We start from the raw sequence: 15055 nt of genomic DNA, 5'->3' as shown, positions 1-15055 counted from the left end.
AGACACCGCGAGCCAACGAACCGGTGACCCAGCGCCGCGACGCGCGGCTGTCGGCCCACCTGGCGGCGGTCGCGGACCAGGGCCTGCCGGCGCGCGCGGTACCGCAGGACTACCTCGTCCTGCCCGAACTGCCCACGACCAGGGACGGCCGCGTCGACCGGGCCCTGCTGCGCACCCTGCGCGGGCCGGGCCGCGACCGCGACCGCGAGGCGGTCGCCCCCCGGGACACCACCGAACTGATCGTGGCGCAGGTCTGGACGGACGTGCTGGGCGTGCGCCCGATCGGGATCGACGACAACTTCTTCGCCCTCGGCGGTCACTCCCTGGTGGCCATGCGCGCGATCTCCCGTCTGCAACGCCAGTTCAACTGCGACATCGGCCTGGCCGACCTGCTCAACAACCCCACCGTCGCGGAGTTGGCCGCAGTACTGCGCAAGGGCCGGGAAGGCAAGGGGCGTTCGCCGGTCGTGACGCTCCAGCCCGAGGGCACCGAACCGCCGTACTTCGTGGTCCACCCCTCCGGCGGCAACCTTCTCGTCTACCGCTTCCTCGCCGAAAAGCTCGCGCCCGACGTCCCCGTGCACATGCTGGAGACACCGGACCTGGGTCGCTTCACCACCGTCGAGGAACTCGCCGCGCACTACGCGGCCGCGGTGCGGGCGACCTGTGCGCACGGCCCCTACCGACTGGGCGGCCTCTCCTTCGGCGGACTCGTGGCGTACGAGACGGCCCGGCAACTGACCGAGGCGGGCGAGCAGGTCGAACTCGTGACGATGTTCGAGTCGTCATTGGCGGGCGCCCCTCCCACGGACATCAGCGAGCAGGATCTGCTGGCCTACCGAACCGTGCACTTCGCCCACGTCTTCGAGCTGATCTTCGGTCGCGAGATCGCGCTCACCGAGGACGAACTGCGTGGTCTCGACGCGGATCGGCAGAACGAGATGCTCTACGAGCGCATCGACGAGGCCTTCCAGGGCGACACCGCGGCGCAGATCCTGCGCGGCACGGTCGAACACGTGCAACAGGTCCGCGAGATGATCCGGCACTACCGGCCGGGGCCCTATGCCGGACCGGTGTGGCTCTACATCGGTCTGGAACCGATGCCCCCGCACCTGAACGATCCCGAGTTCTACCGATCCGACCGCTCCCTGGGCTGGGACGTGCACGTCCCGCACCTGCGCATCTTCGACACTCCCGGCAACCACCTCTCGTTGCTCAACCCTCCGCACGTGAGCACGCTGGCCGAGCAGGTGCGCGGCCTCATGCGCGCGACGCCGACCCGGAAGGAGCGGTGACCGTGCCTGTTGCCTCGACCGATCCCGGCGCACTGTGGTTCCGGTCCTTCGAGGACCGTCCGTACGCCGCCGTCGCGCTGTACGCGTTCCCCTTCGCCGGGAGCGGCGCGGCCGTGTTCCGCCCGTGGACGCGCCACCTGCCGCCCATGGTGGAGTTGCGTGCCGTGCAGCTTCCCGGCCGCCAGGACCGCATCGCGGAACCGCCGGTGCACGACTGCGCGACGCTGGTCACCGGCCTCGCCGACGTCGTCGAATCCCGGCTCGACGATCGCCCGTTCGCTTTCTTCGGGCACAGCATGGGCGCGCTGTTGTCGTTCGAGCTGGCCCGGGAACTGCGCCGGCGCGGATCACCGACCCCGATCGTGCTCGGCCTGTCCGGCTGGCCGTCACCGCGCGGCGGCCTTCCGCGGGTGCGGTACGGCGGCTTGTCCGACGCCGAGTTCCTCGACACGGTGCGGCGGCTGGGCGGCATGCCGGAGGATGTGCTCAACGCCCCCGATCTGCTCTCGTTGATCATGCCCACGCTGCGAGCCGACTTCGCCGTCGTGGAGAGCCACAGTTTCCGCGACGAACTCCCCCTGGACATACCGCTGTCGGTGTTCGGTGGGGTCGCCGACCCGTTCGTCGAGGAGGGCGGCCTTCAGACGTGGCGCCGGGAGAGCTCGGCTGAGGTGACCGTTCGGCAGTATCCCGGACGGCACTTCTACCTGATGGACCATTTCGCCTCCGTGGTGTCCGCGTTCGTCGGCGACCTGCGGGCGGCACTCGACGAGCGTGGGGCGCGCGGCGCGTCGCCCGGGCGGGCAACGGGCGGTGCGTCGTGGCAGTGAGCGACGAAGGCGGCGGCCGGGGGACCGAGGTCGCCGCGGGCACGGCAAGGGTGCCGGGTCCGGCGACCACCGCCGGCCGCATCCGCGAGCTGGAACGCCGCCGGGAGGAGGCCTGGCACGCCTCCTCGACGGCGGCGATCGAAAAGCAGCACGCCAAGGGCAAACTCACCGCCCGCGAACGGGTGGAGGAGCTGCTCGACGACGCGTCCTTCGTGGAATTCGACGCGCTGGCCCGACACCGCTGCCACAGCTTCGGCATGGACCGCAACCGCCCCTACGGCGACGGCGTCATCACCGGCTACGGCACCATCGACGGACGCCAGGTGTGCGTCTACGCCCAGGATTTCACCGTGTTCGGCGGCAGCCTGGGCGAGGTGTTCGGGGAAAAGATCCTCAAGGTGATGGACTTCGCCGTCCGCACCGGATGCCCGATCGTCGGCATCAACGACTCGGGCGGGGCGAGGATCCAGGAGGGCGTGGTCTCGCTGGCCTACTACGCCGAACTCGGCCGCCGGCACACCGAGGTGTCGGGCGTGGTGCCGCAGATCTCGCTGCTGATGGGCCCGTGCGCCGGCGGTGCCGTCTACGCCCCCGCCATCACCGACTTCGTGGTGATGGTCGACCGCACGTCGCACATGTTCGTGACCGGCCCCGACGTGCTCAAGGCGGTCACCGGCGAGGTGGTGGACCGCGAGGCACTGGGTGGGGCGCGCACCCACAACGAGGTGTCCGGCAACGCCCACTACCTGGCCGGGGACGAGAAGGACGCCTTCGACTTCGTCCGGACCCTGCTGTCCTACCTGCCGTCCAACAACATGAGCGATTGCCCGCACTACGCGCCGGCCGACTCCGACGCCGCGCACGACGACCGCGGCCGGCTCGACACGGTCGTGCCGGACGACCCCAACCAGGCCTACGACATGCACGAGGTGATCCGTGGCGTCGTCGACGAGGGCGAACTCCTGGAGATCCAGCCGTTGTTCGCGCGCAACATGATCTGCGGCCTGGGCCGGATCGACGGCCGCAGCGTCGGCGTGGTGGCCAATCAACCCATGCACTTGGCCGGCGTGGTGGACATCGACGCGAGCGAGAAGGCGGCGCGGTTCGTCCGCTTTTGCGACTCCTTCGGGATACCCATCGTGACGTTCGCCGACGTGCCGGGCTTCCTGCCCGGCGCGGACCAGGAACGGTTGGGGATCGTCCGCCGCGGGGCCAAGCTCATCTACGCCTACTCCGAGGCGACCGTGCCGACGGTGACCGTGGTGATCCGCAAGGCGTTCGGCGGCGGATACGCCGTCATGGGTTCCAAGCATCTCGGCGTCGACGTCAATTTCGCGTGGCCCACCGCGCAGATCGCGGTCATGGGCGGCGAGGGAGCGGTGAGTGTGCTCCACCGAGGCGAGATCGCGAACGCGGCCGACCCGAAGGCGGAGAGCGATCGGCTGCGCCGCGCGTACGAGGATTCGCTGTGCAACCCGTACACGGCCGCCGAACGCGGCTATGTGGACGCGGTGATCCTGCCTTCCGAGACGCGCGAGCAGGTACGTCGGGCGCTGGCCGCCCTGCGTACCAAGCGCGTCGCGGTCCTTCCCAAGAAGCACGGAAACATCCCGTTGTGACCGCCCACGGCAAGGCCGCGGGGCCCGTCGCACGCAGCGGCACCGCGTCCATTCCTCCCCCGGCCGCCCCGGACACCGTCACCGTCGTGCGCGGCAACCCGACCGAGGAGGAACTGAAGGCGCTTCTCCTCGGTCTGGCGGCCGTGACCGCCGCGGTCGCGCCGGCGCAGCCGCCCCGATCCTGCGCCTGGACCAGGCACGCGCGCGAGGCGCTGATGCGTCCCGCCCAGTGGTCGGGCGGGGGCTGGGGGGCGGGGTCCCACCCGCATCGGGGCTGAGCCACGATCGGGGCCCGCCCCGGGTCCGGGGGATCGCCTTCGGATCCGGGGCCCGCCTTCGGGTTCGAGGGCCCGCCTTCGGGTCCGGGGCGGGCCGGCACCGGATCGTCTCGCCCACCATTTCCGGAACGCGAAACGAGGTACTCCGCTTATGAGCACCACGGAACTCCATCTGCCGATGACCGGCGTGCGTACCCTCACCGACGCGCTGACACTGCACGCCCGGGAGCGGCCCGATCAGGTCGCCTACATCTTCTTGCGCGACGGGGAGCAACCCGAGGAGACCCTGACCTACGGCGAACTCGACACCGCGGCCCGGGCGCGGGCAGCGGCCCTGTGCGCCGCGGGCCTGGCCGGGGGCAATGCGGTGCTGCTGTATCCGACCGCCTTGGAGTTCGTCCGCACGCTGGCGGGCTGCCTGTACGCCGGCGTCACCGGCGCCCCCGTACAGGTGCCCACCCGGGTTCGCGGGTTGCAACGGCTGCGTCGCATCGCCGACGACGCGGGCGCGTCCGTGGTCTTGACCACCGGCGCGGTCAAGCGCGAGTTGGAGGAGCGGTTCGGCGATCGACCGGAGCTGGCCGGTCTGACGTTGACGGACACCGAGTCGATCCCCTCGGACGCGGGCCGCGGGTGGTCGGGGCCCGCCGTGCGTCCGGACGACCTCGCGCTGCTCCAGTACACCTCCGGGTCGACCGGCGACCCCAAGGGGGTGATGGTCACCCACGCCAACTTCCTGCACAACGCCGCCGAGACGGACGAACTGTGGCCGGCCGGTTCCGACGGCGCCGTGGTGTCCTGGCTGCCGATCTTCCACGACATGGGCCTGCTGTTCGGCGTGGTGTTCCCGTTGTGGGCCGGCATCCCCGCGTATCTGATGGCGCCCGAGGCCTTCGTACGCCGGCCGGCCCGCTGGCTGGAGGCGATATCGCGCTTTCGTGGCACCCATGCGGCCGCGCCCAGTTTCGCCTACGAACTGTGCGTGCGCGCCGCGGCCGAGGGCAGGGCCGGCACACAGTTGGACCTGTCGTCGTGGCGTGTCGCGGTCAACGGCGCGGAGCCGGTCCGCCCGCACGTGGTGCGCGCGTTCACCGAGACGTTCGCGTCGGTGGGTTTCGCCCCGCGGGCCATGTGCCCCGGCTACGGCCTTGCCGAGAACACGCTCAAGGCCACCGGCAGCCGGCAGGACCGTGCGCCCGCCGTGCTGTGGGTGTCGGCCCCCTCGTTGGCGCAGGGCACCGTGGAGGTGTCGGCCGAAGGGGCCGAGGCGGCCGTGCCGGTGGTGGGCAGCGGCGTCGCGGTACCGGGTACCACCGTGCGGATCGTGGATCCGCTGACCCTCGCGGCCTGCCCACCCGAGCGGGTCGGCGAGATCTGGATCGCCGGCCCGTGCGTCGCGAAGGGCTACCGGGGTCGGGCGCAGGAGAGCGAACTGACCTTCCGGGCCCGGGTCCGGGGTGGTCCGCAGGAGGGCGAGGGCCATCTGCGCACCGGTGACCTGGGGTTCCTGCACGACGGCGAGTTGTACGTCACCGGCCGGCTCAAGGACGTGGTGATCCGCAAGGGTCGCAACTACTACCCACAGGACATCGAATTGTCCGCCGAATCCGCCGCCCCCGGGCTGCGGCCCAACTGCGCCGCCGCGTTCGGCGTGGACGACGGCGCCGCCGAGCGACTGGTGGTGGTGCTCGAGGCCGACGGCCGGGTCCTCAAGGCCGTCGGCGCACAGGAGTTGCGCCGGCGCGTGCGGGACGCGGTGATGGACGGTCAGCGGCTGGAAGTGGACGACGTGGTCCTGGTGCGACCGGGCGCCGTGCCCAAGACCTCCAGCGGCAAGGTGCAACGCGGCGTGTGCCGCACGCTGTTGCGTGACGGCGCCCTGGCGGACGTTACGCGGACCGGGCGGCCGTCGTGAGCGGGCGGGCGCTGCGCTCGTCCCGGGGGGCGAACGGAGCGCGCATCCTGGGGGTCGGCGCGTTCCGGCCGGCGCGCGTGGTGGGCAACGACGAGGTGGCCGCGGGCATCGACTCCAGTGACGAGTGGATCCGTAGGCGTTCGGGAATCGCCACCCGCAGATTCGCCGACGCCGGGGACACGGTCGTCTCGATGGGCGCGGCGGCGGCCCTGAAGGCGCTGGCCCAGTCGGGTGTGGACCCGGCCCGGGTCGGCGTCGTGCTGCTGGCGTCGATGTCGCATCTGGAGCAGGCGCCGCCCGCCGCGCCACGCGTGGCGCAGTTGATCGGCGCGCACGGTGCGGCGGCGATGGACGTCGGGGCGGCCTGTGCGGGGTTTTGCCACGCCCTCGCGCTGGCGGACTCGCTGGTCCGTTCGGGTGCCGCCGACCACGTCGTGGTGCTGGGGACCGAGCGGATGAGCGACATCGTCGATCCGCACGACCGCGGCACCGCGTTCCTGTTCGGCGACGGGGCCGGGGCGGTGGTCGTGGGTCCGGCCGAGGAGCCCGGGATCGGTCCGGTGGTGTGGGGGTCGGACGGGGCACGGCACGCTCTGATCGCCCACTCCCGCTCGTGGCTGCACACGCGGGAAAGTCCCGATCCGTGGCCGACGTTGCGGATGGCGGGCCCGGAGGTCTTTCGTTGGGCCCGGGAGACGGTGCCGCTGATCGGCCGTCAGGCGCTGAGTGCCGCGGGCGTCGGGGTGGACGACCTGTCCGCTTTCATCCCGCATCAGGCGAACCTGCGCATCGTGGAGGCGGCGGCCAAGGCCCTGGACCTGCCGCCCCACGTCGCGGTGGCACGCGACATCGTCGAGGCCGGAAACACCTCCGCGGCCTCCATTCCGCTCGCCATGGACGCGCTCCTCACCCGGGGCGACGCGCCGAGCGGGGGCCTGGCCCTGTTGGCCGGCTTCGGCGCGGGCGTCGTGCACGCGGCCCAGGTCGTGGCGTTGCCGTGATCGGGCGGAGCGCATCGCTCACCACACACTCCACTGGGGAAGGAAGAAACGGCATGGCGAACGCGGGACGGCCCGCAGGGGGCAGCGCAAGGATCGAGGAGGTGTTCGCCGAGCGGCTCGCCGAACACCCCGACGCGATCGCGGTCGAGGACGACGCGCACTCGCTCACCTACGCCCAACTGTGGGACGCGGCCGGGGAGGTGGCCGAGGCGCTCGCCGACGACGGCGTCGCTCCCGGCGGGTTGGTCGGGCTCCGGACGCGGCGTGGATGGCGGGCCGTGGTCGGCATCCTGGGCATCTGGCGGCACGGGTCGGGCTATGTGCCGGTGGATCCGCGCTATCCGAAGTCGCGGCGGGCGTACATCGTCGAGGATGTCGGGCTGCGCCACGTGGTCGTCGAGGATCCCGACGGCACCCTCGCGGTGGAGAGCGCGGCCGGTGGGAGTGCGCCGGGCCACGATGTGCCGTCCGATGCCGCGTACGTCATTCACACGTCGGGATCGACCGGCGATCCGAAGGGGGTGCTGATCCGCCACTCCCAGATCCTGGCCCTTCTCGACGCGTGCTCCGCGACGTACGACGTGGGGCCTGAGGACGTGTGGTCGTTCTTCCACTCGCACAGCTTCGACTTCAGTGTGTGGGAGATCTGGGGGGCGCTGCTCTCCGGCGGGCGGGTCGTCGTCGTCCCGCACGAGGCGGCCACGGACTCGGCGGCCTTCGTCCGTCTCCTGGCGGATCGGGGCGTGACCGTGCTGAGCCAGGTGCCGTCGGTCTTCGGGTTCGTGGTGCGTTCCCTGGAGGAGCGGCCGCTGCCGCTGCCCAGGCTGCGCTATGTGGTCTTCGGGGGCGAAGCCGTCGGTCCTCAGGTGCTGTTGCGCTGGTACGACCTCGCGCTCGCGCCGAACGCGCGCCTGTACAACATGTACGGGATCACCGAGATCACCGTGCACGCCACGGTCAAGCTCCTGTCGCCGGCGGAACTTCGGGCTCCGGGCCTGGGCACCCCGATCGGGGCGCCTCTGCCGGGACTGCGCTTGGCACTGTTGGAGGACGGTCGGCCCGTACCGCCGGGTCTTCCGGGCGAGATCCATATCGCCGGGGCCCAGGTCGCGGACGGATATCTCGGGCGTCCGGACCTGACCGCGCAGCGCTTCCTGCGGGTGCCGGGCCTGGGTGAGGACGTGCTCTGGTATCGCAGCGGCGACTACGCGGTGGAACGCCCCGACGGGGAGTACGAGTTCCTGGGCCGCCGCGACGACCAGGTCAAGATCCGCGGTTTCCGCATCGAGCTGGGGGAGATCGAGTCGGTCCTCGCCGGACAGCCCGAGGTGCGGGAGTGCGCCGTGGTGGTCACCGAATCGATCAAGGGCGATCCCGTGTTGGCCGCGTGCTTCGTGCCGGCGGCTGCCGCCGGGCCGGCACCGGAGGCCGAGATCGCGTCGGTGCTGCGGCACCGGCTCGCGGCCCTGCTGCCCAAGCACATGGTGCCCGGCTTGTTCGTTCCGGTACGGGAGTTGCCCGTGACCATGTCCGGGAAGCTCGACCGCGGCGCGCTGGCGAAGGCGGCCGGCGGGCACTTCTCCTGATCCCGCGCGATCCCGCGCGACCCCGCGTGGCGCGTCCGCCGGGAGTTCCCGGGCGGGCGCGCTCGCGGCGCTCCACGTCCGGGCGCGCTCGTCCGGACTCGCCGAAGAAGCCGGGGCGCTCCGTGCGTACAGGTCGTCCGATCGCTTGCGCAAAAAATGAGAGCCACTAGCAATCAAGTGTCATTTGCGTAATCATAAGGCCCGGCCGGACCGTCCGGCGCGGAGGGAGCGCAGTGGACGACAATCCGGCGACCGTGCCGTACCCCAAGCGCTGGTGGGCACTCAGCGCTCTCGTGGTGAGCCTGCTGGTCATCGGCCTGGACATCACGATCCTCAACGTCGCCCTGCCGACCCTGGCCACCGAACTGGAAGCCGACAACGGGGATCTCCAGTGGATCGCCGACTCGTACACGCTCGTCTTCGCCGGGCTTCTGCTCCCCGCCGGCGTCCTGGGCGACCGCTACGGGCGCAAGCGGCTCATCCTGATCGGCCTGCTGATCTTCGGCGCCGCCTCCGCCGCGTCCGCGTGGTCGCCGGACGCGACCACCCTCATCTGGACCAGGGCGCTGCTCGGGCTCGGCGCCGCGATCATCACACCACTGAGCTTGTCCATCCTGCCCGCGATGTTCCCCGAGGAGGAACGCGGCAAGGCCATCGCCTTGTGGACGACGGGCATGGTTCTGGGTCTGCCGCTCGGCCCCATCCTCGGTGGTTACCTCGTGGAAAACTTCTGGTGGGGATCGGTCTTCCTGATCAACGTGCCGGTGATCGCCGTGGGTGTCGTGTGCGCCGCGTTCCTGCTGCCGGAATCGCGTGCACCCGGCCGCCCCGGAGTCGACCTCGTCGGCGGCCTGCTCTCCACCGCGGGTCTGTGCAGCCTGCTGTACGGCATCATCGAAGGGCCCGGACGGGGCTGGACCGACACGGTCATCGTCACCTCGCTCGCCGCCGGGTCGATCCTGCTGGTGACGTTCGTGCTGTGGGAGGGCCGGACCCGGGAACCCCTGATCGACCTTCCCCTGTTCCGCGACCGCACCTTCACCGTCGCGACCGTGGCACTGACCGTCGTCTCGTTCGTGCTCTACGGCATCCTGTTCGTCATCCCGCAATACCTCCAAGTCGTGCTGGGCAACTCGGCCTTCGGCACCGGGATGAGGCTGCTCCCGCTGGTGGTCGCCTACATGCTCGGCGCCGTGCTGAGCGACCTCCTGGTATCGCGCATCGGCGTGCGTTGGACGGTGGGCAGCGGCCTGTTCGTCCTCGGACTGGGCTTGGTGGTCATGGCCGGCATCGACGAGACCAGCACGTACTCGACCACCGTCGTCGCGATGGTCGTGCTCGGCATCGGACTGGGCGCGGCGCTGCCTCCCGCCGTGGAGATGGTGATGGCGGTACTCCCACCGGCTCGCCGGGGCAGCGGTACGGCCCTGACCACGGCCCTGCGCCAGGTCGGCGGCGCGGTCGGCATCGCCGTCCTGGGCAGCATGCTCGCCTCGATCTACTCCGACCGGGTCGGCAGCGCCGCCGGTGACCTTCCGCCACAGACCCAGGCGACGGTGCGCGACTCCGTGGCCGCCGCTTCGGCCGTCGCCGACACGATGGGCGCGGCCGGCGACTCACTGCGCCAGGCGTCCTTCAAAGCATTCACAGATGGGATGAGCTCTCTTTCGATAGTCTGTAGTATTGTCGCCTTCCTTGGCGCCGTAGTGGTCGCCATACTGCTTCCGAAAGAAACCGTTCGCGAGACGGCCGAGGCGGGAAACGACCCGGCTTTCGCCGAGGGCGCCGAGCACACATGAGTCTCGTGCCCGATGCGGCGGCGCCGACCGATGCCGCGGACGGCGGGTCCGACCCCTCGCGCAACGAAGGGACCTGCCACATGACTTCCGCCCCCGGGCTGCGTGAGCGCAAGAAGATCAGAACCCGCAAGGTGATCCGCCAGGAAGCTCTGCGACTGTTCCTCGAATTCGGCTACGAGGAGACGACGATCGAGCACATCGCCGACGCCTCCGATATCGCCCCCAGCACTTTCTTTCGGTATTTCCCGTCCAAGGAACACGTCGTGTTCGCCGACGAGTACGACTCGCTCATCGAGCACGCCATCAACGCGCGCCCCGCGGACGAACAAGTCGTCGACGCGGTGCGCAACGGGATCATCGATCTGAGCCGAACGGCCCTCGCGCAGGACCACGACGAGCTGCTCCAGCGGATGCAGCTCATCGACCGGGTCCCCGCGCTGCGGTCCCGACTCCCCCAACACCAGAGCGAGGAGACCGGGTTCGTGGCGAGCCTGGTGGCCCAACGCTTGGGCCGCGAGCCGAGCGACTTCGAAGTCCGCGTGCTGGTCAGCCTGTTGAGCACCATCGTCGTCGAAGTGCTGCTCACCTGGGCCAGGCACAACGGCGAACGCCCCCTGGACGAGCTGTTCGAAAGCTCCTTCGCCTTCGTGGGGGCCTCCTTCGCCTCCGCGTGACAACGTCGTCCGAGGTGGTGGCCGGCACGAGTGCGGGCTCGACCGGCAACGGCGCCAAGGCGATCCGGCGGCCCGATACCGGCTCCGGGCGGCCGGTGTCCCGACGTCCTCGGGGGATGGGACGTCGGGCACCGACGGTCCCGATCACGGTACGTACCGGGCCCTCCCCGAACAACGATCCGCCGCCGCCCCGGTGACGGGTGCCGCCCGATCCCAGGCTCGCGCACGTCGACCACGAACGGGGTCGGCGCCGAAGATGACCGCCGCCTCGACGGGTGACCCGTGACGGTGCGGATCCGGTGACCGCCCGTCGAGCCCGGTAGCCGGTAGCCGGACAGCCGGTAGGACGACCGAGGTGGGCTATCCGAGCGCAACGTCCGCCGAACGCGTCGGCACGGCGTCGAGCGCGGCGAGCGTCGCGTCGTCGAGCACGATCGTGCCCGCGGCGACGTTCGCCCGTAGGTGCTCGGGGTTCGCGGTGCCGGGGATGAGAAGCACGTTCGGGGCGTGGTGGAGCAGCCAGGCGAGGCCGACCTGCGCCGGCGTACGGCCGAGGGACTGCGCCGCGGCCCGGACTGCCGGTTCGTCGGTCACCTTCGGCATGGTGGGGAAGGAACTGCCGAGCGGGAAGTACGGTACCCAGGCGATCCCTTCGCTGCGGCACAGCGCGAGCATGTCCTCGTCGGTGCGGGTGACCAGGCTGTACGCGTTCTGGACGCAAGCGATGCCTGCCGGCAGTGCCCGGCGCAATCCGTCCAGGGTCACACTGCTGAGCCCGATCGCGCCGATCTTGCCCTCGTCGCGTAGCGCGGTCATCACGGCGAGCTGGTCGTCGATGTCGACCACTTGGTCGCCCTCGGCGCGCAGGCCGGGTCCGGTGTCGAGGCGGCGCAGATTGACGAGCGGGATCTGCTCGACAGCGAGACTGGCGAGGTTGTCCTCGACGCTCGCCCGCAGTTGCTCGGGCCGCTGCGCGGGACGCAGGGGTATGGGACCGCCGGGGTTGGGGGCGGCGCCGACCTTGCTGACGACCCGAACGCCGTCCCGGGGGCGGATCGCCTCGCGGATGAGCCCGTTGACGAGGCCGTCGCCGTAGAACTGGGCGGTGTCGATGTGGTCGATCCCGAGCTCGACGGCGCGCCGCAGGAGTTCGACGGCCGCGCCGCGGTCGCCGTGTAGGCGTTCGAGTTGCATCGCCCCGTATCCGATGCGGGAGACGGTACGACCGGCCAGCAGACCGGGGCCTCCCGGGCGCGGGGCACCGGTGGCCGTGGTCTCGGGGAAGGAACTGTCCGCAGAGGTCATGGAGGTCATGGAGGTCATGGAGGTCCCGCTCTCGTGCGACGATGAAGCAAGCGGAGGTCCCTCCGCTCCTTTCGACCGTAGCACTACCGGAGGTACCTCCGTTTTGACTCCGCCCGAGCCGACGCCCACCGAACGCCGAGCCGTACCGCCCGCCACCGGCGCGGGTCCGCGGGTCCGCGCCGATGCGCGGCGCAACCGCGAGCGGCTCGTCGCGGTCGCCCGGGCCGCCTTCACAGCCACCGACGACACCGTCCCGCTCGAATCCGTCGCCCGCGAGGCCGGGGTCGGCATCGGCACGCTCTACCGCCACTTCCCCACCCGCGAGGCACTCGTCGAGGCCGTCTACGCCGCCGAACTCGACGACGTCACCACGAGCGTCCCCACCCTCCTGGACGAGCTCGCGCCCGATGCCGCGCTCCGCGCCTGGATGGACCGCTACGCGGCGTTCATCGCCGCGAAGCGCGGAATGGCCGACACCCTGCGTGCCGGCTGGGCCTCGGGGCGCATCGCGACACCGACCACGCGCGAGCGCGTCACCGCGGCGATCGCGACATTCCTCGCCCACGGAGCGCGAACGGGTTCGCTGCGTACGGACGTCGACCCCGAGGACGTCACCGTCATGCTGCTCGGCGTGTTCGTCTCCACGGCCGCCGGCCGCACCCCCGAGCAGACCGGGCGACTGCTGGACCTCATCGTCGACGCCCTGCGCCCGAACCCGCCGATCCGAGGAGCCGGCGAACACGACGAGAGCCCCGGAGGGTGACTCGCGTACACGCCGATCGGCGGCTGCGCGCACCCCTCAATGCTCCGGGTCGTGACCCCAATTCATCAGCGAATAGCGCCACGGGGTCTCATGGGTGTCGCCGTGCGGACGCTGTTCACGATGGCGGTGGACGTACCCGATCACCTTGCGCATGTGTGCGATGTCGTCGTCGGTGAGGTCGGCCTTGCGCGTGCGCAGCAGGGTCACGATGCGACGGCCCGACGCGTGGCCCACGCTCTCGGCGTCGCCGTCGGGGTGGGAGCCCACTCCGCGCGACTCCGGAGTGTCCAACCAGAGCTCCAACTCCGCCGGTGCGAGATTGACCGTGTCGCGGAACTCCCTTACCACCGCGTCGCGTTCGTCGTCGTCGCGGCCCGTCACGAGTCGCCTCGCTTGATCCGGCGCAGCGCGCCCGGTCGATGCACGGCCTTGCGTCCGGTCTTCGCGCTCTTCACCTCGTACTGCAGTTCGTCGCGCGACGCGACGACGCGCCGACCCGCCGCGCGGGTAGGTCTGGTCAGGATGCGGGTCACCTTGCCCAGGACCTGCTGCCCGTGACTGCGCCAACCGACCCGGTCGCCCTTGTGTGGCTTCGATGACGTGCCCATGAACGGTTCCGCCCCTTCGCTCGATGCGGGTTGCGCCGCCCGGCGAACAGCCGTCCGGCACCGACGCCCATGCCCGAAGAGGCGGACCGATACGCCCCGGTGTCTCGCGCGTACACCGAACCCGCCGGCCAGGGGTGCGCGCGACCGAGGCGGGCGGGGCGGGCACCGCGCTGCGGTTCGTTGCCCGCCGCGCAGCCGGGGGCGGGATGCCGCCCGGCTGTGCGGGCCCGGTCGGGGCTGCGCTCTACCGGAAGAGGCGGTCGCCGCTGTTGGCCATGCGGTGGGTGGAGCCGTGGCGGTTCACCCAGTCGCGCACGGCGTTGACGGCGTTGGCGCACTGCCAGCTGTTGTCGTAATCGCGTACCCCGGTGAAGCTGCCGTAGCCGGCGATGATGCCGTCCACGCGTGCGTCACCCAGGAGTTTGTCGACGTACCACGGGTCGTTGTAGGTGGTCGTCCAGGAGAACGTCGCCGCGAGTCGTCCGGCGGCGCGGTCCGCGGCGCCCTTCTTCAGTTCGGCGCACGTGTTCCAGGTGGCCTCCGTGCAGTTGCCGAAGCCGTTGGTGATGTCACTGTCGCCGTAGTCCATCGCTCGGCGGCCGGCCGGGAATCCGGAACCGGACCGGTCGAAGGCGTTGCGGGCCTGGTCGCGGGTCCCGGTCGTGGTGATGCCCTCCAGTGGTCCGAGCCGGCCTTCCAGGCTCTGCCAGCCCCGGCCGCCCACGTCCGGGGTGCTGCCGCCGTGGTACTCGTAGAAACCGTAGAGCACCTGGATCCCGGCGGCCGTCAGCCGCTGCGCCTTGTCCCGCAGCCCGGCGACGCTGCACGTGCGGTTCGGCGCTTCGCCGCAGTAGTTCGGGTCCTTGATGTCCAGCCAGACCAGGCTGAGCCGGCGCCCTGCGTCGGCGTTGGCGAGGATGCGGTCGATCATGCTGTCGAAGCTGGGGCCGTACCGGGTGTCACCGGCCGAGGAACAGTCGTGCCAGGCCCGCCATTCGTTCGGATTCCACCAGGCACAGACGTCTACCTCGATGGCGTTGGCACCATGGGCGAGCGCGGCGTCCACGCCGCTCAGGGTGTCGACGCGGTGCGCGATCGCGTAGACGGCCTGACGCTGATCGGCGGCTGCCGCCGGGGTCGTACCGAGCGCGGTGACCCCGACGATCCCGAACAGTGCCGCCAGCAGCGCAAACCATTTCCGCGAGCCGGCGCCATGCCGAAGGTGAGTGGTCAAGACAAGGACTCCTTCGTGTCGGTATCCCGAAGCGAACAACCGATCTCACCAACTGCGCCGAGCGAAAGACAACCCTTCCCGCTCACTTCGATGCGTGTCGCAAAAATAAACGGGCGACGACGAGCAGGCTCTGTCGGGCAGCCGACCG

14 protein-coding genes are annotated in these 15055 nt (G+C 70.9%); 10 read left to right on the top strand and 4 right to left on the bottom strand.

The genetic code is table 11. The features are described from left to right. The 9 genes from GT354_RS25805 to GT354_RS25765 form a co-directional block, all read left to right on the top strand. A partial coding sequence (locus GT354_RS25805; protein ID WP_237535449.1) for a thioesterase domain-containing protein occupies window positions 1-1295 on the top strand: 1295 nt, incomplete at its 5' end. Between the two features lie 2 nt (window positions 1296-1297). Next, complete coding sequence (locus GT354_RS25800; RefSeq protein WP_346012172.1) at window positions 1298-2125, top strand: thioesterase domain-containing protein; 828 nt, start codon at window positions 1298-1300, stop codon at window positions 2123-2125. 50 nt (window positions 2126-2175) lie between these two features. Further along, complete coding sequence (locus GT354_RS25795; protein WP_346012174.1) at window positions 2176-3744, top strand: acyl-CoA carboxylase subunit beta; 1569 nt, start codon at window positions 2176-2178, stop codon at window positions 3742-3744. Beyond that, window positions 3741-4022, top strand: coding sequence for an acyl-CoA carboxylase epsilon subunit (locus tag GT354_RS54495; RefSeq protein WP_161358762.1), 282 nt, complete (start codon window positions 3741-3743; stop codon window positions 4020-4022). Before GT354_RS25795 ends, GT354_RS54495 begins: the two co-directional genes overlap by 4 nt. A gap of 151 nt (window positions 4023-4173) precedes the next feature. Next, window positions 4174-5937 carry a fatty acyl-AMP ligase gene (locus tag GT354_RS25785; protein WP_161358761.1) on the top strand — a complete coding sequence of 588 codons (1764 nt, stop codon included), beginning with the start codon at window positions 4174-4176 and terminating at the stop codon, window positions 5935-5937. Continuing rightward, the gene (locus GT354_RS25780) at window positions 5934-6938 is read left to right on the top strand and encodes a beta-ketoacyl-ACP synthase III (RefSeq protein ID WP_346012171.1); all 1005 of its coding nucleotides are present in this window, start codon (window positions 5934-5936) and stop codon (window positions 6936-6938) included. The genes GT354_RS25785 and GT354_RS25780 overlap by 4 nt, the downstream gene beginning before the upstream one ends. 53 nt (window positions 6939-6991) lie before the next feature. Beyond that, on the top strand, window positions 6992-8524 hold the full coding sequence (locus GT354_RS25775; RefSeq protein ID WP_161358760.1) for an amino acid adenylation domain-containing protein: 1533 nt from the start codon (window positions 6992-6994) through the stop codon (window positions 8522-8524). A 233-nt stretch (window positions 8525-8757) separates the two neighbouring features. Further along, window positions 8758-10323, top strand: coding sequence for a DHA2 family efflux MFS transporter permease subunit (locus GT354_RS25770; RefSeq protein ID WP_161358759.1), 1566 nt, complete (start codon window positions 8758-8760; stop codon window positions 10321-10323). A gap of 80 nt (window positions 10324-10403) precedes the next feature. After that, window positions 10404-10997 (top strand): TetR family transcriptional regulator, encoded by a 594-nt coding sequence (locus tag GT354_RS25765; RefSeq protein WP_161358758.1) that lies wholly within the window; start codon window positions 10404-10406, stop codon window positions 10995-10997. Window positions 10998-11357: 360 nt separating this feature from the next. Here the strand turns inward: GT354_RS25765 and GT354_RS25760 are convergent, their stop codons facing one another. Continuing rightward, window positions 11358-12311: an aldo/keto reductase gene (locus tag GT354_RS25760; RefSeq protein ID WP_161358757.1), complete on the bottom strand. Its 954-nt coding sequence runs from the start codon at window positions 12309-12311 to the stop codon at window positions 11358-11360. 94 nt (window positions 12312-12405) lie between these two features. Here GT354_RS25760 and GT354_RS25755 point away from each other — a divergent pair, with 94 nt between their 5' ends. Next, window positions 12406-13065, top strand: coding sequence for a TetR/AcrR family transcriptional regulator (locus GT354_RS25755; RefSeq protein WP_237535448.1), 660 nt, complete (start codon window positions 12406-12408; stop codon window positions 13063-13065). A gap of 36 nt (window positions 13066-13101) precedes the next feature. On the opposite strand, the gene GT354_RS25750 is transcribed toward GT354_RS25755, so the two are convergent. The 3 genes from GT354_RS25750 to GT354_RS25740 all read right to left on the bottom strand — a co-directional run bounded on the left by GT354_RS25750 (window position 13102) and on the right by GT354_RS25740 (window position 14907). Continuing rightward, window positions 13102-13446 (bottom strand): DUF3140 domain-containing protein, encoded by a 345-nt coding sequence (locus tag GT354_RS25750; RefSeq protein ID WP_161358756.1) that lies wholly within the window; start codon window positions 13444-13446, stop codon window positions 13102-13104. Then, window positions 13443-13673, bottom strand: coding sequence for a DUF2945 domain-containing protein (locus GT354_RS25745; protein WP_161358755.1), 231 nt, complete (start codon window positions 13671-13673; stop codon window positions 13443-13445). Before GT354_RS25745 ends, GT354_RS25750 begins: the two co-directional genes overlap by 4 nt. Before the next feature lie 244 nt (window positions 13674-13917). Further along, window positions 13918-14907, bottom strand: coding sequence for a phospholipase (locus GT354_RS25740; protein ID WP_202512285.1), 990 nt, complete (start codon window positions 14905-14907; stop codon window positions 13918-13920). Window positions 14908-15055: the final 148 nt, after the last annotated feature.

The sequence above is a fragment of the Streptomyces sp. SID3343 genome, assembly GCF_009865215.1.
In the GTDB taxonomy this organism is placed as follows: Bacteria; Actinomycetota; Actinomycetes; order Streptomycetales; family Streptomycetaceae; genus Embleya.
Note: the sequence above shows the minus strand (reverse complement) of the source record. Positions and strands in the feature narration are given on the sequence as shown.